Source organism: Streptomyces sp. NPDC034043, from assembly GCF_055575675.1.
Map to the genome: position 1 here is coordinate 531,430 of NZ_JBVISF010000002.1, position 20,749 is coordinate 552,178.

Below are 20,749 nucleotides of genomic sequence, written 5' to 3' on the forward strand. Positions count from 1 at the left end.
GATCCCTCTTCGGGCCCTTTCTCGGGCAGCGTCGGTAGGCGTGGGGGGTGGGCATCGGCATGGGGTCCTGTGCCTGGAGGCGGCCTCGGGGGGGGCGGTCCCGGAGGGGGAGCGGGAACGCCCGTCCGCGCGGGCGAACGGGCGAACGGACGTTCCACCATCCCTACCGATCATCCGGGGGAGTTGGCAAGCGCGTCCCCCTGGCGGGGGTGGCTATTCGGCCACCCCTGCCGGTCGCCTGGCCGGGCCGATGCCCGGTGTGCCGCTAGCGGCGCCCCCGGCCTTCCTCCGGTCCGGTCAGGCCGGCCCGGCGAAGGGCGTCGGCCATGGCGCTGTTGGCGGGGGCCGGGGCGCCGGAGCGCTGGCCCGCGCCGCCCTGGCGCTGGCCGCCGCCCTGGCCGCCCTGCCGCCTGCCGTCGCCGCCACGCGGGCCCTGGCCCTGCGTCTGGGCCTGGGCCTGGCCGCCGCCGCGCTGCCGCGGGGGCCGGCCGCCGCCTCGGCGGTCGCCCTGGCGCTCGTCCCGCTGCCTGGGGGCTCCGGCGCCGCGCTCGGCGCCGGCCTCGTCCTCCAGCCGCAGGGTGAGCGAGATCCGCTTGCGCGGGATGTCCACGTCCATGACCTTGACCCGGACGATGTCGCCCGGCTTGACCACGTCGCGGGGATCCTTGACGAAGGTCTTCGACAGGGCGGACACGTGCGCCAGCCCGTCCTGGTGGACGCCGATGTCGATGAAGGCGCCGAAGGCGGCCACGTTGGTGACCACCCCTTCCAGGATCATGCCGGGCGCCAGGTCGCCGATCTTCTCCACGCCCTCCTTGAAGGTGGCCGTCTTGAAGGCGGGGCGCGGGTCGCGGCCCGGCTTCTCCAGCTCGCGCAGGATGTCGGTGACGGTCGGCAGGCCGAAGGCCTCGGTGACGAACTGCTCGGGCCGCAGGGAGGCCAGGACGGAGGTGTTGCCGATGAGCGCCGCCACCTCGGCACCCGCCGCCTTGCCCATGGCCCGGACCACGGGATAGGCCTCGGGGTGCACGCTGGAGAAGTCCAGCGGGTCGTCCCCGCCGCGGATCCGCAGGAAGCCCGCGCACTGCTCGTACGCCTTCGGGCCCAGGCGGGCCACGTCCTTGAGGCCCTTGCGGCTGCGGAAGGGGCCGTTGGCGTCGCGGTGGGCGACGATGTTCTCGGCCAGGGTGCCGCTGATGCCCGACACCCGGGAGAGCAGCGGGGCGGAGGCGGTGTTGACGTCCACGCCGACGCCGTTCACACAGTCCTCCACGACCGCGTCGAGCGAGCGGGACAGCTTCACCTCGGACAGGTCGTGCTGGTACTGGCCGACGCCGATGGACTTCGGGTCGATCTTGACCAGCTCGGCCAGGGGGTCCTGGAGGCGGCGGGCGATGGAGACCGCGCCGCGCAGCGACACGTCCATGTCCGGGAGTTCCTGCGAGGCGAAGGCCGAGGCGGAGTACACGGAGGCGCCGGCCTCCGAGACCATCACCTTGGTGAGTCCCAGCTCGGGGTGGCGGGTGATGAGGTCCCCGGCGAGCTTGTCGGTCTCGCGGGAGGCCGTGCCGTTGCCGATGGCGACCAGCTCGACCGCGTGCTCCTTCGCGAGCCGGGCGAGCTTGGCCAGGGACTCGTCCCACCTGTTGGCGGGGACGTGGGGGTGGATCACATCGGTGGCCACGACCTTGCCGGTCGCGTCGACGACGGCCACCTTGACGCCGGTACGGAAACCCGGGTCCAGGCCGAGCGTGGCGCGGGTGCCGGCCGGGGCGGCGAGCAGCAGGTCGCGCAGGTTGGCGGCGAAGACCCGTACGGCCTCGTCCTCGGCGGCGGCGCGCAGCCGGGTCCGCAGGTCGATGCCCAGGTGCACCTGGATCTTCGTGCGCCAGGCCCAGCGGACCGTGTCGGCGAGCCACTTGTCGCCGGGTCGGTCGCGGTCGGCGATGCCGAAGCGGCGGGCGATGAGCCCTTCGTACGTGGAGGGACCGGGCGTGTCGGAGGGCTCCTCGGGCTCCAGGTCGAGGGAGAGGACGTCCTCCTTCTCGCCGCGCAGCATGGCGAGGATCCGGTGGGAGGGGAGAGCGGTGAACGGCTCGGCGAAGTCGAAGTAGTCGGAGAACTTCGCGCCCGCCTCCTCCTTGCCCTCGCGGACCTTCGAGGCGAGCCGGCCGCGGCTCCACATGCGCTCGCGGAGGTCGCCGATCAGGTCGGCGTCCTCGGCGAACTTCTCGGTGAGGATGGCGCGGGCGCCCTCCAGGGCGGCGGCCGCGTCGGCGACGCCCTTGTCCGCGTCCACGAACGCGGCCGCGGCGGCGGCCGGTTCCACCGACGGATCGGCCAGCAGTCCTTCGGCGAGGGGTTCCAGGCCGGCCTCGCGGGCGATCTGCGCCTTGGTGCGGCGCTTGGGCTTGAAGGGGAGGTAGATGTCCTCCAGCCGGGCCTTGGTGTCGGCCTCGTTGATCCGGGCCTCCAGCGCGGCGTCGAGCTTGCCCTGCTCGCGTACGGAGTCGAGGATCGCGGCGCGGCGGTCCTCCAGCTCGCGCAGGTACCGCAGCCGCTCCTCGAGGGTGCGCAGCTGGGCGTCGTCGAGCATCTCGGTCGCTTCCTTGCGGTAGCGCGCGATGAACGGCACGGTGGAGCCGCCGTCGAGCAGCTCGACGGCGGCCCTGACCTGCCGTTCCCGTACGCCGAGCTCCTCGGCGATCCTGCCTTCGATGGACATGGTCACAGTGCGGTCCCGCCTGCCTTCGTGCGTTTGCGTGGAAGGCTGTCAATTGTGGCAGGTGCCGCGCGCGGACCCGGGGAGCCCCTCAGCCCTTTCCGAAGAGGTCGCGGGGGAAGGCGCCGGCGCCGATGGCCCGGGTGACGAACGCGCCGCCGAGCTCGCCGAGCCGGGCGAGGCCGGCCGCGCCGAGGTGTTCGTACGGGGCGGCGTCGAGGCGGTCGGTCTCGGTCTCCAGGCGCTCGCGCAGCGCGCGGCCCTCCTCGGTGAGCTCGCCGTCGGCGTCGAGGACGCCGCGGTCGCGGAGCCGGCCGGCGGCGGCGTCGAGGTCGGCCTGGTCCCAGCCGCGGATGCTCTTGACCCACTTGGGGGCCATGCCGCGGCCGGTGGCGGTGTGGCTGACCAGCGCCTCCAGCGGGTCCAGGCCGGTCAGCAGCAGTGCGGCGAGGTGTCCGTCGCCGCGGTGCTCGCGCAGCAGGGTAGTGGCGTGCCACAGCCGCAGGTGCGGCTCCTCGGGGACGGGGAGGTCGGCGTGCGCGGCGTACAGGGCCCGGCCGTGGCGGGTGCAGGCCTCGGTGGCGCGCAGGGCGAGGCCGGCGGCTTCGGCGAGTTCGGGTGAGGCGATGACCTCGTCCCCGAGGAGGCGGCGCAGGGTGCTGTCGGCGGCGCGCAGCCGGGCGGCGAGTACCTGTTCGGGGGTGGCGGTGTCCCAGACGGCGGGGAGGTGGGCGGCGACGAGGTCGTGCCGGTAGTTGTAGAAGGCGGCGGTGACCACGCCGGGGCCGACGGCGCCCATGGCGGCGGAGCGGCTGGCGAGGTTGACGGCGACCCGGTGGGTGATGCCGAGGGCGCCGAGCTCGGTGGCCAGGTCCGGGGAGAAGTAGCTGGTGGCGTGGAGGGGGTTGATGGCGGCGTGCCAGACGCGGCGCGCGGCGTGCGGGGGAAGCGTCATGCGCCGCAGGTTACCGACTGCTCAGTATGTCGCGGGACGGCGGCCCCTCCCCCGCCTCCGGCTCTCCGGGAACCGCGCTGTTCCGGCCACTCTGTGCCCTGCCGTCGCCCGCGCATCGGTGCAGCTCGGGCGCTACGCCCGGCCGGCGGCGGGTGGGCTGGGCCGGGTTCGTGACGTCCGAATGGCGATCGTGTGACAGCAGGGGCCATGGACATGACGGGAGCGATCACGGGTGAATACCGTCGAACGACGAACGACGTCGCGACGAACGGCGAACCCCGGACGTCGGACCCCGAACCGACGCGCCTCCCCTACCCCTTGGAGCTCTTCGTGCACCGCAAAGTCATCGCCCCGAGCGTCCTGGCCGCCTCCCTCCTGCTGGTGATCCCGGCGTCGGCGGCCGGCGCGGGGCCGGGATCCCCGGGCATCGGCGACAGCTACTACCCGGCCAGCGGGAACGGCGGCTACGACGTCTCCCACTACGACCTGCGCCTGAAGTACCAGCCCGGGACGGACCTGCTGGAGGGCACGGCCACCCTGCTGGCCACCGCGAAGCAGGACCTGTCCCGGTTCAACCTCGACTTCGGCCTCAAGGTCAGCGAGGTCCGGGTCAACGGGGTGAAGGCGAAGTTCGCCACCTCCGGCGCGCACGAGCTCGAAGTGACGCCCGCCCAGCCGCTGCAGAGGGACCGTCAGGCCACCGTCGTCGTCAAGTACGCCGGGAAGCCCTCGGAGTTCAAGGTCGACGGCTGGTCGGCCTGGCAGCGGACCCCGGACGGCGGCGTGGCGGCCCAGGAGCCCGACGCGGCCGCCTGGTGGTTCCCCAGCAACGACCACCCCCTGGACAAGGCCACCTTCGACGTGTCGGTCAACGTCCCGGACGGCACCCAGGCCATCAGCAACGGCGTCCTCCAGTCGCAGAGTTCGAGACTCGGCTGGACCCGCTACAACTGGCGCTCCAACAAGCCGCAGGCGACCTACCTGGCCACGCTCGCGATCGGCAAGTTCGACATCACCACCGGCAAGACGGCGAACGGCCTGCCGATCCTGAACGCGTACAGCAAGGACCTCGGCGACAACGCCGGCGCGGCGCGCGCCAGCGTGGAGCGGACCGGCGAGGTCGCGGAGTGGCTGGAGGGGGTCTTCGGCCCTTACCCCTTCAACGCGCTCGGCGGCTACGTCCCGAACGTGCCCAGCGGCTTCGCGCTGGAGACCCAGACGCGGCCGTTCTACAGCCCGCGCCAGTTCGCGAACGGCGCCAACGTCTCGGTCGTCGTGCACGAGCTCGCCCACCAGTGGTACGGCGACAGCGTGTCCGTCGACAACTGGAAGGACATCTGGGTCAACGAGGGCTTCGCCCGCTACAGCCAGTGGCTCTGGTCGGAGAAGGACGGCGAGGGCACCGCCCAGGAGCTCGCCGAATGGACGTACGCCTCCCGCCCCGCCGAGGACCCGTTCTGGCAGGTCAAGCCCGGTGACCCGGGTCCGGACAACCAGTTCCACGGGGCGGTGTACGACCGTGGGGCGCTCGCGCTCCAGGCGCTGCGCAACGAGATCGGCGACGAGAAGTTCTTCACGATCCTCAAGGGCTGGCCGACCGAGCGGGCCTACGGCAACGCCAAGGTCGGGGACTTCGTCCGGTACGCGGAGAAGGTCTCGGGCAAGCCGCTCGCGCAGCTCTTCGAGACCTGGCTGTACACCCCGGGCAAGCCGGCCTTCGCCCCGCCGGCCGCCAAGGCCGGCGCCCGCGCCCTCCAGTCCCCGGCCGGACCGGTCGCCGAGCCCAAGTCCTGGAAGAAGATCGCCGCGACGAACTCGGTCCACGACCACTGACCCACGGCGGTACGCGGACCCGCGCGCCGGCGCCCTAGAAGGTGCCGGCGCGCCACCGCGCCCGCGCGGCGCGGGCCCTCGGCAGGTAGCGCAGCCGCTCGGGCAGCACCGGTACGAGGAGCCGTACGGCGGTGCTGAACCGCCGGAGCCGGCGCTCCTGCGCGGGGGTCCACTCCAGGCCGATGGCGGCCCGGGCGTCGGGCGGCATGTACCCGACGGTGACGAAGGCCCGGAAGCGCAGGTAGCCGACGCGCAGGACCGGCCAGGTCATCCGCAGCAGCAGCCGCAGGACCGGGGAGGCCGTCTCGGGGCGGGGCAGGTCCACCTCGGTGGAGAGCAGTTCCCGGGCGACCTTGGTCGGCTCGATCTCCTCGGCCAGCATCCGGTGGTAGTACGGCCAGAACTCCTCGACGCTCTGCGGCATGTCCCGGTCGCGGAGCCCGAGGATCCGGCCGACCCGGAGCCACTCCGCGTACAGCTGCCGCTCCTGGGCGGGGGTGATGCGGCGGAAGAGGTAGCGTCCGGCGTACACGGCGACGGGGAAGCCGGTGGCGTGCACCCAGGCGTAGCAGGCGGGGTCGAGGGCGTGGTAGCCCCGGCCCCGGGTGTCGGTGCCCCGGATGCCCTTGTGCAGGCGGCGCACCCGGCGCCCTTCGGCGGCGGCCTCGGCCCCGCCGTAGACCCACAGCATCACGGACCGCAGGGAGCGCTCGCCGCGCCCCCAGGGGTCGGTGCGGAAGACCGAGTACTGGTCGACGCCGGCCCCGACGGCGGGGTGGGCGACCTGCAGGGTGAAGGCGGCGGGCAGGGTCAGCAGCGAGCGGATGTCGCCGGTGGTGGTCCACAGCACCCCGCCGGGCGGCGGCGGCTCGGGGTCGAGGCGCCCGGTGATGCGGGCCATGTCGTTCATGGGTCAATTATGCGAGCGCGAGAAGTCCTCGGTCCGGACAGAAAGTCTTGTCATGGGTGTTACCCAGAGGTAACCGCGGCTGCTTGGATTACGGCGTCGATCTTCCCCCGCAGGAATGACGGAGACCTCCATGCCGCAGATCTCGCACCGCCCGCGCCGCGCCGCCGCCACGGCCGTGGCCGCGACCGCCGCCGCAGCACTCGCCCTCACCACCGCGCCCGCCGCCACCGCCGCCGAGGGCACCGCCGCGGCCCCGCGGCTGAGCGTCCTCACGTACAACGTGTTCCTGATGAGCAAGAGCCTCTACCCGAACTGGGGCCAGGACCACCGGGCCGCCGAGATCCCCAAGACCTCCTTCTACCAGGGCCACGACGTGGTGGTGCTCCAGGAGGCCTTCGACAACGGCGCCTCGGACGCGCTGCAGGCCAACTCCGCGGCGCAGTACCCGTACCAGACCCCGGTCGTGGGCCGCGGCAAGACCGGCTGGGACGCCACGGGAGGTTCCTACTCCACCACCACCCCGGAGGACGGCGGCGTCACGATCCTGAGCAAGTGGCCCATCCTGCGCAAGGAGCAGGTCGTCTACAAGGACGCCTGCGGCGCCGACTGGTGGTCCAACAAGGGCTTCGCGTACGTGGTGCTGAACGTGAACGGGGCCAAGGTCCACGTGGTCGGCACCACGCCCAGTCCACCGACCCGGGCTGCGGCGCGGGCGAGGCGGCGCTGATGCGCAGCCGGCAGTTCAAGAACATAGACGCCTTCCTCGACGCCAAGAACATCCCGGCAAACGAGCAGGTCATCGTCGCGGGCGACTTGAACGTGGACTCCCGCACCCCCGAGTACGCCTCCATGCTCGCGGACGCCGACCTGGCCGGCACCGACTCGCGCACGGGCCACCCGTACTCCTTCGACACGGCGCTGAACACGATCGCGAGCTACCGCTACCCGACGGACCCGCGCGAGGACCTGGACTACGTCCTGTACCGCAAGGGCAACGCCCGCCCGGCGGGCTGGGAGAACAACGTGGTCAAGGAGGAGTCGGCCCCCTGGACGGTCTCCAGCTGGGGCAAGTCCTACACGTACGCCAACCTCTCGGACCACTACCCGGTCATCGGCCGCTAGCCCCCGCTCCACCGCGCCCCAACCGGCCACCGCGCCCCCTCGTGAGGCGGCGCGGTCACATCTTTCGCGGGCGATGCCGGAACCGTTCCGCCGTCCTGCGTGTCACACCATGCAGGAGCGACCACTCCCATGACCAGCAGGGGGAAACAACATGAGGTTCACCCGTTCCGTCGTCACCACCACCGCATTCGCCGCCCTGGCGCTGGGGGCGACGACCGCGCTGGCGGCACCCGCCACCGCCGCGCCCAACACCACGCCGCAGAAGGTCTGCGGAAGCGCCTACAAGACCGTGAACTCGGCCGCCATCGGATCGCTGGGCACCGTCTACCTGACGTACAACGCCGCGAACGGCAAGAACTGCGTCGCGACCATCCGCAACAACCCGGGGACGGCCGTGGACATGGCCCTCTGGATCGAAGTTCCCGAAACCTGGGAGCGGGGCGAGGACTACGGCCGGTACACGTCGTACGCGGGCCCGGCCTACGTGTACGGCAAGGGCCACTGCGTCGACTGGGGCGGGGGCATCAGCAACGTGCACGTGCAGGTGTACAACTCCAACTGTGGCGCGCGCAAGGAGCACCGGGTCACCGAGGTCCGCTGACCCGAGCTCCTCCTGACCGCGGCGTTCTGTGCCGTCGTGCGGTCGTCGGGGGCAGGACTGCGCCCCCGACGACCGCATCGGAACCGCCGTGGTCCGCCGCGCCCCGGCCCCCCGCCTCGTCGCCGAGAGGCCCGTCAGGCCCGTCAGGCCTCGTACAGCCCCTCGATCAGCGCCCCGTACTTCTCCCGGACCACCCTGCGCCGCAGTTTCAGCGACGGGGTGAGCTCACCCGTCTCCGGGCCCCACTCCTCGGCCAGCAGCCGGTACCGCTTGATCTGTTCGGTGCGGTTGAGGCGGGCGTTCGCGGCGGCCACCGCACGGTCGGTCTCCTCCAGGACGGCCGGGTGCTCTGCCAGCTCGGCGAGGGAGGCGGCCCGGATGCCTCGGGCGGCCGCCCAGGCCGGGGCCAGTTCGGGGTCCAGGACCAGCAGGGCGACCAGGTAGGAGCGGCCGTCCCCGTGCACCAGGGCCTGGCCGATCAGCGGGTGTTCCTTGACGGTGTTCTCCACCAGGGCCGGCGAGACGTTCTTGCCGTTCGAGGTGATGATCAGCTCCTTCTTGCGGTCCGTCAGCCAGAGGAAGCCGTCCTCGTCGAGCCGCCCGATGTCCCCGGTGGGGAACCAGCCCTCGGCGTCGGCCGCGCTCTCCACCGACCCGTCGGGGCGCAGGTAGCCGTCGAAGACGGTCGCACCGCGCGTCAGGATCTCCCCGTCCGCCGCCACCTTCAGCTCCAGCCCCTCGATGGGCCGGCCCACCGAGCCCAGCCGGAACCCGTCGGGGGTGTCGCTGTTGACGGTGCACACACCGGCGGTCTCGGTCAGCCCCCAGGCGTCCATGATGGTGATCCCCCAGCCGGCCCAGAACCGCACCACGTCGATCGGCATCGGCGCGGTGGCGCTGGCCGTCCAGACGAGCCGGTCCAGCCCCGCCAGCCGCAGCAGCGGGTCCAGCACCCGCTCCTTCACCCCGGCGTACGAGGCTTCGAGCGCGGCCGGCACCTCCTCGCCGCGCTCCCGGTGGCCGGCGCGGGCGCGCGCCACGTCCCCGGCGTCCTCGACGGCACGCCGCTGCTCCTCGGGGAGGCCGGCCAGGACGGCCCGTACGCCCGCGGCGAGCTTCTCCCACACGCGGGGCACCCCGAAGAACTGCACCGGGCGCAGCTCGCGGACCGCGGCCGCCACGCCGGTGGGGTCGGCGACCAGCCGGACGTGGGCGGCGCGCAGCAGGGGCAGGTAGATGCCGAGGATCCGCTCGGCGATGTGCGCGAAGGGCAGGTAGCAGACGTGCTCTGCGTGCTCGGGGAGCTGGACGTTGCGGTCGAGGCGGACGGACTGGAGCAGGATGTTGCGGTGGGTCAGGCGGACGCCCTTGGGGTCGCCGGTGGTGCCGGAGGTGTAGACGACCGTGAGGGGGTCCTCGGGGCGGATCTCCTGCCAGGCCTTCTCGAAGTCGTCGGCGCGGTGCGGGCGGGCGCCGCTCGCGTACACGGAGGCGTAGGCGGTGTGCGGGCCGGCCTCGGCGGCCTCCGCGATGACGAGGCGTTCCAGCGGGATCCCGGGGTCGTCGAGCAGCGGCGCCCACCAGTCGCGTTCGCGGGCGCCTTCGACGACGGCCACCCTGGCCCGGCTGTGGCGGGCGATGTGGGCCATCTGTTCGGGCGCGGAGGTCCCGTAGACGGTGACGGGGACGGCGCCGAGGTGGACGAGGGCGAGGTCGCTGAGCCAGTGCTCGGGGCGGTTGCCCATCATCAGCAGGACGTGTTCGCCGCGCTCGACCCCGAGGGCGGCGTAGCCGGCGGCGAGGACGGCGATCCGGCGGCGGACCTCGCCCCAGGTGAGGGTCGTCCAGCCGTCCCCTTCGCGCCAGGAGAGGGCGGGCAGGTCCGCATGTTCGGCGGCGTTGCGGGCCAGCAGGGCGGGGAGGGTGAGGTCGGAGGGTTGTCCGGGCAGTCGCAGGTTCGTGGTCATGGGCAGCTCCTGGACGTTTCACATCGTTGGTGCGACAGCAATACTGTTGAACCAAGCCGTGGAGCAGAGAGCGAGGCGCAGACGATGGCCGACCGGGCGACCGAGCCGATGCTCACCGTGGACGAACTGGCGTCCAGGGCCGGTGTCACCGTCCGCACCGTACGGTTCTACAGCACGCGCGGGCTTTTGCCCCCTCCCGTGATCGGACCGCGTCGTGTGGGGCACTACGGCCCGGAGCACCTGTCCCGGCTCGCGCTGATCGAGGAGCTCCAGCACCAGGGGATGACCCTGTCCGCGATCCAGCGCTATCTGGACGCCCTGCCGGACGACTTGAGCGCGCACGACCTGGCGATCCACCGGGCTCTGGTGGCGACCTGGGCGCCGGACGCGGCGCAGGAGGCGTCGCGGGCGGAGCTGGAGAAGCGGGCGGGGCGGAGCCTGTCGGACGGGGACCTGCGCCGGCTGGCCGCGATGAACGTGGTGTCGCCCTCCGGGGAGGGGTTCCGGGTGGACCTGGGTCTGCTGCGGCTGGGGGTCGCGCTGCTGGACGTACCGATCGCCCACGAGACGCTGCTGGTGGCGCGGGGCATCCTGCTGGAGCACGCGCGGACGGCGGCGCACCAGCTCACGGCGCTGTTCCGGGACGAGGTGTGGGGGCCGTTCACCCAGGACGAGGACGACCCGGAGCGGGTGGAGTCGATGAAGGCGCTGTCCGCGCACATGCAGCCGATGGTGGTGCAGGCGCTGGTGACGGCCTTCCAGCGGTCGCTGAAGGAGGAATTGCGGGCGGCGTTCGCCTCGGAGGGAGGGTAGGTTCGGCCGTATGGCGATCATCCACCACACCACGCTGTCCCCGACCAAACTCGAACTCCTGGCCGACTGGCTGCCGTTGAGGCCCTGGTACCGGGGCACGGAGAAGACCGCGCCGCTGGCCAGGGCGGGCGGCTTCCGGCTCGACGACCCCGAGGGCGAGGTGGGCGTCGAGTTCATGGTGGTCACCGACTCCTCGGGCTCCGGCTCCGGCACCGAATCCAACGCGGAGCCCGTCGCCTACCTGGTGCCGCTCACCTACCGGGGCGCCCCGCTGGAGGGCGCGGAGGCGGGCCTGGTCGGCACCCTGGAGCACGGGGTGCTGGGCAGGCGCTGGGTGTACGACGGCGCCCACGACCCGGTCATGGTCGAGCAGTTGCTGGCGCTGCTGGCGGGCCGGGTGACGGCCCAGGCCCAGAGCGAGAGCGACACCCCCGACCCGACGGTCGAGGTCCGCTCCGAGGGTTCCGGCGCGCCGGCGGGCCTCACCGGCCCCGGGACGGTGACGGACGCCGCCGGGCACACCGAGGTCGTGGTGGGCCCGGCGGGCCTGGACGCCCCGACCCTGACCCTGGCCCTGAACCGGGTACTGCGTCCCGGACCCGCCCCCTCGGACGGCCTGCTCGCGCAGGTGCTGGCCGGCTGGTCCGCCCCGGACGGCTCCGGGCGGCGCGGGGCGTTCGCGTACCTCCGGCCGTAGGCCCGGGTCCCGGGCCCGCCTCCGCGGGCCCGGGCGGGCAGCGCCGGCAGCCAGCGCCGGCCGGCGTACGCCCTCGCCGGCCGGCGTACGCCTCGCTAGTCGGCGTACGCCTCGCTAGTCGGCGTACGCCTCGCTAGTCGGCGTACGTTTCGCTAGTCGGCGTACGTTTCGCCGCGCTCGGCCTTCGCCACGAGGGAGGCCGGCGGGGTGAAGCGCTCGCCGTACGTGGCGGCCAGCTCACGGGCGCGGGCCACGAAGCCGGGCAGGCCGCCCTCGTAGCCGTTGATGTACTGGATCACGCCGCCCGTCCAGGCGGGGAAGCCGATGCCCATGACGGAGCCGATGTTGGCGTCGGCGATGGAGGTGAGCACGCCCTCGTCGAGGCAGCGGACGGTGTCCAGGGCCTCGGAGAAGAGCATGCGCTCCTTCATGTCCTCGAAGGGGATCCGGGCGTCCGGCTTGGCGAAGTGCTCGCGCAGGCCCGGCCAGATGCGGACGCGCTTGCCCGTCTCGTCGTACTCGTAGAAGCCGGCCCCGCCACTGCGGCCCGGCCGGCCGAACTCCTCGACCATGCGGTCGATGACCCGGTCGGCGGGGTGTTCGGTCCACGCGCGGCCCTCGGCCTCGAAGGCCTTCCGGGTCTCGTTGCGGATCTTGCGCGGCAGGGTGAGGGTGAGCTCGTCCATCAGCGAGAGCACCTTGGCCGGGTAGCCGGCCTGGGCGGCGGCCTGCTCGACGGAGGCCGGCTCGATGCCCTCGCCGACCATCGCCACGCCCTCGTTGATGAACTGGCCGATGACGCGGGAGGTGAAGAAACCGCGCGAGTCGTTGACCACGATCGGGGTCTTGTTGATCTGGCGGACCAGGTCGAAGGCGCGGGCGACGGCCTCGTCACCGGTGCGCTCGCCCTTGATGATCTCCACCAGCGGCATCTTGTCGACGGGCGAGAAGAAGTGCAGCCCGATGAAGTCGGCGGGACGCGCGACGCCCTCGGCCAGTCCGGTGATGGGGAGGGTGGAGGTGTTGGAGCAGAGCAGCGCGTCGGGGGCGACGACGTCCTGAATCTCCTGGAACACCTTGTGCTTGAGGGCGGTGTCCTCGAAGACCGCCTCGATGACGGCGTCGCAGCCGGCCAGGTCGGCGGCGTCGGCGGTCGGGGTGATCCGGGCGAGCAGCTCCTCCCGCTTGGCCCCGGTGGTGCGGCCCTTGGCGAGGGCCTTGTCGAGCAGCTTCTCGGAGTACGCCTTGCCCTTGGCGGCGGCCTCGGGGGTGACGTCCTTGAGGACGACCTCGATGCCCGCGCGGGCGCAGGAGTAGGCGATGCCCGCGCCCATCATCCCGGCGCCGAGGACCGCGACCTTGGTGACCTTGCGCGGTTCGGTGCCCTGGGGGCGGCTGCGGCCGGCGTTGACGGCCTGGAGGTCGAAGAAGAACGCCTGGATCATGTTCTTGGCGGTCTGCCCGGTGACCAGCTCGGTGAAGTACCGGGCCTCGATGGTCAGGGCGGTCTCGAAGTCCACCTGGGAGCCCTCGACGGCGCAGGCCAGGATGTTGCGCGGCGCCGGGTACGGGGCCCCGTTCAGCTGCTTCTTGAGGTTGGCGGGGAAGGCCGGGAGGTTCGCGGCGAAACGCGGGTTGGACGGGGTACCGCCCGGGATCTTGTAGCCGGGGACGTCCCAGGGCTGCCTCGACTCGGGGTTGGCGTCGATGAACGCGCGGGCCTTGGCCAGCATCTCCTCGGGGGTGGCGGCGAGTTCGTGGACCAGGCCGTTCTCCAGGGCTCGCCGCGGGTCGTACTGGGTGCCCTGGAGCAGCACCTTGAGCAGGGCGTCGGCGATGCCCATCAGGCGCACGGTGCGGGTGACGCCACCGCCGGCGGGGAGCAGGCCGAGGGTGACCTCGGGCAGGCCGATCTTGGAGCCGGGCGCGTCGAGGGCGACGCGGTGGTGGGAGGCGAGGCAGATCTCGTAGCCGCCGCCGAGGGCGGCGCCGTTGATGGCGGCGACCACGGGCTTGCCGAGGGTCTCGATGCGTCGCAGCGAGCGCTTGATGGCGTTCCCGGTCTCGAAGGCGAGTCCGGCGTCCTCGGGGCGCAGCCGGATCATGTCCTTGAGGTCGCCGCCCGCGAAGAAGGTCTTCTTGGCGGAGGTGTAGATGATGCCGCGGATGGAGTCCTTCTCGGCCTCGGCGCGGTCGGCGACCGCCGCGATGGAGTCCTTGAAGGCCTGGTTCATGGTGTTGGCGGACTGGTCCGGGTCGTCGAGGACCAGGGTGACGACGCCGGTCTCGTCCTGTTCCCAGCGGATCGTGGTGGACTCGCTCATGTTCGCTACTTCCGTGTGAGGGGCGGATCGGGGATCAGGACGGGTCAGACGCGTTCGACGATGGTGGCGACGCCCATGCCGCCGCCGACGCAGAGGGTGACGAGGCCGTAGCGCTTGTCCTGGCGCTCCAGTTCGTCGATGACGGTGCCGAGCAGCATGGCTCCGGTGGCGCCGAGCGGGTGGCCGAGCGCGATGGCGCCGCCGTTGACGTTGACCTTGTCCAGGGAGACGCCCATGTCCTTGACGAAGCGCAGCACGACGCCGGCGAAGGCCTCGTTCATCTCGATCAGGTCGATGTCGTCGATGGTCAGCCCGGCCTTGGCGAGGGCCTTGCGGGTCGCCGGGGCGGGGCCGGTGAGCATGATGGTGGGCTCGGAGCCGGAGACGGCGGCCGAGACGATCCGGGCGCGCGGGCGGAGGCCGCCCCGCTCTCCCGCCTCGCGGGTGCCGATGGCGACGAGCGAGGCGCCGTCGACGATGCCGGAGGAGTTGCCGGCGTGGTGGACGTGGTCGATCTTCTCGATCCAGTGGTACTTCTGGAGCGCGACGGCGTCGAAGCCGCCGAGGTCGCCGATGTCGGCGAAGGAGGGCTTCAGCTTGGCCAGGGTGTCGGCGGTGGTCCCGGGGCGGACGAACTCCTCGTGGTCCAGGACGACCAGGCCGTTGCGGTCGGTGACGGGGACCACGGACTTGGCGAAGCGGCCCTCCTTGATGGCGGTGGCGGCCCGTTCCTGGGAGAGGGCCGCGTACTCGTCCACGTCGCGCCGGGAGAATCCCTCGATGGTGGCGATGAGGTCGGCGCCGATGCCCTGCGGGACGAAGCCGGTGTCCCAGTTGGTCATGGGGTCGGCGAACCAGGCGCCGCCGTCGGAGGCCATCGGGACGCGGGACATGGACTCCACTCCGCCGGCGAGGACCAGGTCCTCCCAGCCGGAGCGGACCTTGGCGGCTGCCAGGTTGACGGCTTCCAGGCCGGAGGCACAGAAGCGGTTCTCCTGTACGCCGGCCACCGTGTCCGGCAGGCCCGCGGCGATGGCCGCGATGCGGGCGATGTCGGAGCCCTGGTCGCCGACGGGGCCGACGACGCCGAGCACGATGTCGTCGATGGCGGCCGGGTCCAGATCCGGGTTGCGCTCGCGCAGGGCGTGGATGAGGCCGACGACCAGGTCGATCGGCTTGGTGCCGTGCAGGGCGCCGTTGGCCTTGCCGCGGCCGCGCGGGGTGCGGATCGCGTCGTATACGTAAGCTTCGGTGCTCACTGGTCAAGCCTTTCGGAGGTGTCCAAGGGGTGGGCCGGGGGATGGTCCGCGGGGAGGCCCCGGGGGAGGTCCCGGGGCCGGTGCGGCCGGAGGGTGGTCAGCCGAGGAGGGAGCGGCCGATGATCTCCTTCATGATTTCGGTCGTGCCGCCGTAGATGGTCTGGATGCGGCCGTCGGTGAATGCCCGCGCGACCCGGTATTCGGTCATGTAGCCGTAACCGCCGTGCAGTTGGAGGCAGCGGTCGGCGACCCGCTTCTGGAGTTCGGTGGCCCACCACTTGGCCATCGAGGCGTGGACGTGGTCCAGTTCGCCGTTGGCGTGGTCGGTGATGCAGCGGTCGAGGAAGGTACGGGTGACCGCGCACTCGGTGGCCATTTCGGCCACCTCGAAGCGGACGTGCTGGAGTTTGGAGAGCGGCCTGCCGAAGGCCTCGCGCTCCTTGACGTACGTGGTGGTGATCTCCAGCAGGTGTTCGGCGGCGGCGATGGCGGCCATCGCGATGCCGAGGCGCTCCTGCGCGAGGTTGGTCATCAGGTGGAGGAAGGCGCCGTTCGGCTCGCCGAGCAGGTTCTCCTTGGGGACGCGTACGTCGTTGAAGAACAGTTCGGCGGTGTCCTGGGCCTTCTGGCCGATCTTGTCGAGGTTGCGGCCGCGTTCGAAGCCCTCCGCGCCGCGCTCGACGACGAGGAGGGACAGTCCGTGCGCCCCGCCCTCGGGGGTGGTCTTCGCGACGACGATCACCAGGTCGGCGAGGATGCCGTTGGAGATGAAGGTCTTGGAGCCGTTGAGCAGCCAGTGGTCGCCCCGGTCCTCGGCGCTGGTGCGGATCCCCTGGAGGTCGGAACCCGCGCCCGGCTCGGTCATCGCGATCGCGGTGACGGTCTCGCCGGAACAGAAGCCGGGCAGCCAGCGGCGTTTTTGCTCCTCGGTGCCGAGCGAGGTCAGGTAGGGACCGATGATGTCGTTGTGCAGGCCGATCGCCAGCCCCGGGGTCCCGGCCCGGGTGAACTCCTCGGCGAGCACCGCCGCGTAGCGGAAGTCCGGGTTTCCGCCGCCTCCGTACTCCTCGGGGACGGCCAGGCCCAGCAGGCCCTGCCGGCCGGCGGCCCGCCAGGCGTCCCGGCTGACGATGCCGTCCTTCTCCCACTGCTCGTAGTGCGGCAGCACCTCCTTGTGGAGGAAGGTGCGTACGGTCTCGCGGAACGCCTCGTGGTCGGCGTCGTAGATGCGTCGTTGCATCGGGGCCCCCTACAGCCAGCTCTTGACGGTTTCGATCAGCCGGGCCGGCTCCGGGCCGACCGGCGTGACGTTGAGCATGGTGACCCCGGCCTCCCGGAAGGCCTCGACGCGCTCGCGCACGTACCCCTCGGGGCCGCAGAGGGTCATCAGCTCGCAGAACTCGTCCGGGACGGCCGCCGCCGCGTCGCGCTTGCGGCCGGCGAGGTACAGCTCCTGGATCCGGCGGGCCTGCTCCCCGTACCCGTAGGCCACGGCGAGGTCGTTGTAGAAGTTCTTGCCGACGGCGCCCATCCCGCCGACGTACAGGGCGATCTGGGGCCGGGCGAGGTCCCGTACGGCGGCCGCGTCCTCGCCGATGGCCAGCAGGCCGCCCGCGACGGTCCGCAGCGGGCCGAGCTCCGGCGGCCGCTTGGCGGTGCCCTCGGCGAGGGCGCCGCCCCACACGGCGCGGGCCTTCTCGGGGATGAAGAGGGTGGGGAGCCAGCCGTCGGCGATCTCGGCGGTGAGTGCCACGTTCGCCGGGCCGAGGGAGGCGATGTAGACGGGGATGGCGTCCCTGACGGGGCGGGTGAGGATCTTCAGGGGCTTGCCGTGCCGGCCGCCCTTGGCGGCGGGCAGCGGCATGTCGGTGATGCCGTGGTGGTCGATGGTCTCGCGGCGCCAGATCCGCCGGCACAGCTCGACGGTCTCGCGGGTCCGGCCGAGCGGCTTGTCGTACGGCTTGCCGTGCCACCCCTCGATCACCTGCGGGCCGGAGGCCCCCAGGCCGAGCAGGGCCCGGCCGCCCGACACCGCGTCCAGGCCGGCGGCGGTCTGGGCGATGAGGGCGGGGGTGCGGGAGTAGACGTTGACGATGGCCGAGCCGATCTTCATCCGCTCGGTGCGGGCCGCCAGGTAGCCCATGATCGTCGGGGAGTCGAAGCCCCAGGCCTCGGCGACCCACACGGCGTCGAGACCGGCGGACTCCAGCGCGGCCGCCTCGTCGGCGGCCCGGCGGGGGTCACCGGCGTAGTCGAGCAGCATGGACAGTTCCATCAGGCCTCTTTCGGGAGCAGCGCGGGGACGCCCCAGTCGGCGGCCACCGACGCGGTGTCCGCGCCGGGCAGGGCGGGTCCGGAGGTGACGCGGGTCGGGGTCGCGGAGAAGCGCGGGGCGGGGGCGGGCTGGGTGATCCCGCCGTACTCGGTGAAGGTCCCCCGGGAGGCGAGGTGGGGGTGGTGCGGGGCCTCGCGCAGCGAGAGCACGGGCGCCACACAGGCGTCGGTTCCCTCGAAGACCGCCGTCCACTCCTCGCGCGTACGGGACTTGAAGCGGGCGGCGACGGCCTCGCGCAGCTCGCCCCAGCGGGCGAGGTCCTTGCGGGCAGGTGCCCGGTCCCCGATGCCGAGCAGTTCCACGAAGGTGTCGTAGAACTGCTGCTCCAGCGCGCCGACCGCCATGTACCCGCCGTCGGAGGTCTCGTAGGTGCCGTAGAAGGGGCAGCCGCCGTCGAGGAGGTTGGCCCCGCGCCGGTCCTGCCAGCCGCCGGCCGCGAGCATGCCGTGGATCATGGCGGTGAGGTGGGCGGTGCCGTCGACGATGGCGGCGTCCACGACCTGGCCGGCGCCCTGCGGGGTGCGGGCGTGCTGGAGGGCGGCGAGGATCCCGATGACGAGGTAGAGCGAACCGCCCGCGTAGTCGCCGACCAGGTTGGCGGGGACGGCCGGGGGCTCGCCGGGGCTGCCGATCATGCCGAGCGCGCCGGTGACGGCGATGTACGCGATGTCGTGCCCGGCGGTGTGGGCCAGCGGTCCCTCCTGGCCCCAGCCGGTCATCCGGCCGTAGACCAGCTTCGGATTGCGGGCGAGGCAGTCGTCCGGGCCGACGCCGAGCCGCTCGGCGACCCCGGGGCGGAACCCCTCGATCAGTACGTCGGCGCGCTCGGCCAGGTCCAGCACCCGGGCGGGACCCCCGGCGGCCTTCAGGTCGACCAGCACGGAGCGCTTGTTGCGGTTGGTGACGTCGTGGGCCGGGTCGATGGCGAGACCGCCGCCGCCCGGCCGGTCCACGCGGACGACGTCGGCGCCGAGGTCGGCGAGGAGCATGGCGGCGAACGGGCCGGGGCCGATGCCCGCCAGTTCGACGACGCGTACTCCCGCGAGCGGGCCTGCTGTCACTGCCATCGAGCCCCCGGCATCCTGGTGTGAGGGTGGGTGTGCGTGCGCGTGTGTGTGACACAACTGATGTAACACCAGTGATGCTAGGAACGCGTACCACTCAGCACAAGAGCAAGCGCTTAGCCGGTTTCGCCCATGGCTCGTTCGCGCCGGGAGCGCGGGCGCCGTTGGCATGCGGCGTTCGAGCGAGCGGCATTCGAGCGAGCGGCGTTCGAGTGGGGAGTTCCCGCCCGGCTGCCACCGGAAGTCCCGGCGCCGTTCCGGCCGGGAGTCCCCGTACCGTCCCCGGCTCCGTCAGGCCCCTTCCGCGGTCCGGGCGTCGAGGAGCGCGACGTGCCGTTTGAGGGCGACGGACCGGTAGCTCTCCTCCACCCACTCGCACAGCACCTCCACCGACGGCGCCCCCTTCTCCCCCAGCGGCACGGAGACCCAGCCCGCCCTGCCCAGGCCGTACCCGGTGGGTTCGGCGCCGGGGGCGGTCATCGCGTGCCCGTGCAGGTCCTCGTCCTTCAGCTTGACGGACAGGCCGGGCGGGCGGGGGCCGTCCGCGTTCCCCAGGAAGACGAAGATCTTCTTGTTGACCTTCACGACGCCGTCCTCCGGCCCCCAGGGATGTTCCTCCACCGCCTCCGGGAGCCCCAGCGCGAACGCGCGCACCGCCTCCCACTTGCGCACCGCAGCCTTCATCGGCACCTCCGGTTTCCGCCGGTCACACCTGCTCGCACGGACAGTCGGCTCCAACGCTAACCTCAGCCACCGACACCAGCTGGGAGGAGCGGTTCATGACCGAGCACGTCCACGAGGAGCCCGTCCGCGGGGTCCGTCCGGAGCGGGGCTTCGACCTCGTGCTCTTCGGCGCGACCGGGTTCGTCGGCGCGCTGACCGCCGAGTACCTCGCCGAGCACGCGCCCGCCGGCTGCCGGTGGGCCCTGGCCGGACGCGACCCCGGCAAGCTGGAGCGGCTGCGCGAACGGCTGGCCGCCCTGAACCCGGCCTGCGCGGACCTGCCGCTGCTGCGGGCGGACGCCGGGCACGCGGGGACCCTGCGCGAACTGGCCGCGAGCACCCGGGTGGTGGCCACCACGGTCGGGCCGTACGTCTGGTACGGGGCGGAGCTGGTCGCGGCCTGCGCCGAGGCGGGCACCGACTACGTGGACCTCACCGGCGAGCCGGAGTTCGTGGACCGGATGTACGTCGAGCACGACGCGCGGGCCCGGGAGACGGGGGCGCGGCTGGTGCACGCGTGCGGGTTCGACTCGATCCCGGCCGATCTCGGGGCGTACTTCACGGTGGGCCTGCTGCCCTCCGGGGTGCCGCTGCGGGTGGACGGGTTCCTGCGGGCCGGCGCGCTGGCCTCCGGCGGCACCCTGGCCTCCGCCGTCACCGCGCTGGGCCGGGGGCCCCAGACCCTGGCGGCCGCCCGGGCCCGCCGGCTGCACGAGCCCCGGCTGCCGGGGCGCCGGGTACGCGGACCCGTGGGCGCCCCGCGGTTCAGCCGGGAGACCGGGACCTGGGCGCTGCCGCTGCCCGTGCTGGACCCGCGGATCGTGACCCGGTCGGCGGCCGCGCTGGAGCGGTACGGGCCGGACTTCCGCTACCGCCACTACGCCTCCGTACGGCACCTGCCGGTCGCGGTGGGCCTGACGGCGGCGGTGGGCGCGACGGCGGCGCTGGCGCAGGTCCCGGCCGGCCGGCGGTGGCTGCTGAGCCACTGGGAACCGGGCCGCGGCCCGGACGCCGAGCGGCGCGCCCGCAGCTGGTTCACCGTCCGCTTCGTCGGCGAGGGCGGCGGCCGCCGCGTGTTCACCGAGGTCTCGGGCGGCGACCCGGGCTACGGGGAGACGGCGAAGATGCTGGCGGAGTCGGCGCTGTGCCTGGCCCACGACTCCCTCCCGGACCGCTCCGGCCAGCTGACGACGGCGGTGGCGATGGGCGACGCCCTGCTGTCCCGGCTCCAGAAGGCAGGCATCCGCTTCCGGGTGGCGGCGGAGGCGTAACCCCCGCACGACGGCGCGGCCCGGGCGCCCGTTCCGACCCGGGCCCGGCGGCCTGGCCCGGTAGCCGGCCATCCCGACCCGCGGCTGCGGTACGTCGCCATGGACGATCCGGCCGCCGGTCCGGAGCTCCTGCTGCGGCTCGCGGACGACCCC

General features: G+C 72.8%; 15 protein-coding genes and 1 pseudogene. 6 read left to right on the forward strand and 10 right to left on the reverse strand.

The features are described from left to right. Positions 1 to 265: 265 nt before the first annotated feature. Both ACZ51S_RS07075 and ACZ51S_RS07080 read right to left on the reverse strand, forming a co-directional pair. Positions 266 to 2,731 carry a Tex family protein gene (locus ACZ51S_RS07075; RefSeq protein WP_468960007.1) on the reverse strand — a complete coding sequence of 822 codons (2,466 nt, stop codon included), beginning with the start codon at positions 2,729 to 2,731 and terminating at the stop codon, positions 266 to 268. An 82-nt stretch (positions 2,732 to 2,813) separates the two neighbouring features. Then, on the reverse strand, positions 2,814 to 3,677 hold the full coding sequence (locus tag ACZ51S_RS07080; RefSeq protein WP_468479050.1) for an SCO6745 family protein: 864 nt from the start codon (positions 3,675 to 3,677) through the stop codon (positions 2,814 to 2,816). 330 nt (positions 3,678 to 4,007) lie between these two features. On the opposite strand from ACZ51S_RS07080, the gene ACZ51S_RS07085 reads away from it, so the two are divergent. Beyond that, entirely contained in the window at positions 4,008 to 5,510 is a 1,503-nt protein-coding gene (locus ACZ51S_RS07085) for a M1 family metallopeptidase (RefSeq protein ID WP_468960207.1), read from the forward strand. A 34-nt stretch (positions 5,511 to 5,544) separates the two neighbouring features. On the opposite strand, the gene ACZ51S_RS07090 is transcribed toward ACZ51S_RS07085, so the two are convergent. Further along, positions 5,545 to 6,420, reverse strand: coding sequence for an oxygenase MpaB family protein (locus ACZ51S_RS07090; RefSeq protein ID WP_468802475.1), 876 nt, complete (start codon positions 6,418 to 6,420; stop codon positions 5,545 to 5,547). A 130-nt stretch (positions 6,421 to 6,550) separates the two neighbouring features. Here ACZ51S_RS07090 and sph point away from each other — a divergent pair. Both sph and ACZ51S_RS07100 read left to right on the forward strand, forming a co-directional pair. Next, positions 6,551 to 7,542: pseudogene (gene sph / locus ACZ51S_RS07095) on the forward strand (sphingomyelin phosphodiesterase). A 151-nt stretch (positions 7,543 to 7,693) separates the two neighbouring features. Then, positions 7,694 to 8,143 (forward strand): spore-associated protein, encoded by a 450-nt coding sequence (locus ACZ51S_RS07100; RefSeq protein WP_468479047.1) that lies wholly within the window; start codon positions 7,694 to 7,696, stop codon positions 8,141 to 8,143. Between the two features lie 143 nt (positions 8,144 to 8,286). On the opposite strand, the gene ACZ51S_RS07105 is transcribed toward ACZ51S_RS07100, so the two are convergent. Further along, entirely contained in the window at positions 8,287 to 10,110 is a 1,824-nt protein-coding gene (locus ACZ51S_RS07105) for an AMP-dependent synthetase/ligase (RefSeq protein WP_468960008.1), read from the reverse strand. A gap of 84 nt (positions 10,111 to 10,194) precedes the next feature. Between ACZ51S_RS07105 and ACZ51S_RS07110 the strand changes: the two genes are divergently transcribed. Beyond that, positions 10,195 to 10,923, forward strand: coding sequence for a MerR family transcriptional regulator (locus ACZ51S_RS07110; RefSeq protein ID WP_468960010.1), 729 nt, complete (start codon positions 10,195 to 10,197; stop codon positions 10,921 to 10,923). 10 nt (positions 10,924 to 10,933) lie between these two features. Then, positions 10,934 to 11,620, forward strand: coding sequence for a maltokinase N-terminal cap-like domain-containing protein (locus tag ACZ51S_RS07115; RefSeq protein ID WP_468479044.1), 687 nt, complete (start codon positions 10,934 to 10,936; stop codon positions 11,618 to 11,620). A gap of 152 nt (positions 11,621 to 11,772) precedes the next feature. On the opposite strand, the gene ACZ51S_RS07120 is transcribed toward ACZ51S_RS07115, so the two are convergent. From ACZ51S_RS07120 to ACZ51S_RS07145, 6 genes are all read right to left on the reverse strand, one after another. After that, positions 11,773 to 13,944: a 3-hydroxyacyl-CoA dehydrogenase NAD-binding domain-containing protein gene (locus tag ACZ51S_RS07120; protein ID WP_468960012.1), complete on the reverse strand. Its 2,172-nt coding sequence runs from the start codon at positions 13,942 to 13,944 to the stop codon at positions 11,773 to 11,775. A gap of 44 nt (positions 13,945 to 13,988) precedes the next feature. Next, positions 13,989 to 15,203, reverse strand: coding sequence for an acetyl-CoA C-acetyltransferase (locus ACZ51S_RS07125; RefSeq protein WP_388930909.1), 1,215 nt, complete (start codon positions 15,201 to 15,203; stop codon positions 13,989 to 13,991). Between the two features lie 97 nt (positions 15,204 to 15,300). Further along, positions 15,301 to 16,443 (reverse strand): acyl-CoA dehydrogenase family protein, encoded by a 1,143-nt coding sequence (locus ACZ51S_RS07130; RefSeq protein ID WP_468479042.1) that lies wholly within the window; start codon positions 16,441 to 16,443, stop codon positions 15,301 to 15,303. Between the two features lie 9 nt (positions 16,444 to 16,452). Next, a complete protein-coding gene (locus ACZ51S_RS07135) occupies positions 16,453 to 17,478 on the reverse strand; it encodes an LLM class F420-dependent oxidoreductase (protein WP_468887883.1) in 1,026 nt (341 codons plus the stop codon). After that, positions 17,478 to 18,605, reverse strand: a complete 1,128-nt coding sequence (locus ACZ51S_RS07140) for a CaiB/BaiF CoA transferase family protein (protein ID WP_468479040.1) — start codon at positions 18,603 to 18,605, stop codon at positions 17,478 to 17,480. Before ACZ51S_RS07140 ends, ACZ51S_RS07135 begins: the two co-directional genes overlap by 1 nt. A 288-nt stretch (positions 18,606 to 18,893) precedes the next feature. Next, a complete protein-coding gene (locus ACZ51S_RS07145) occupies positions 18,894 to 19,286 on the reverse strand; it encodes an MmcQ/YjbR family DNA-binding protein (protein ID WP_468479039.1) in 393 nt (130 codons plus the stop codon). Between the two features lie 95 nt (positions 19,287 to 19,381). Here ACZ51S_RS07145 and ACZ51S_RS07150 point away from each other — a divergent pair, with 95 nt between their 5' ends. Further along, positions 19,382 to 20,596 carry a saccharopine dehydrogenase family protein gene (locus tag ACZ51S_RS07150; protein WP_468960015.1) on the forward strand — a complete coding sequence of 405 codons (1,215 nt, stop codon included), beginning with the start codon at positions 19,382 to 19,384 and terminating at the stop codon, positions 20,594 to 20,596. Positions 20,597 to 20,749: the final 153 nt, after the last annotated feature.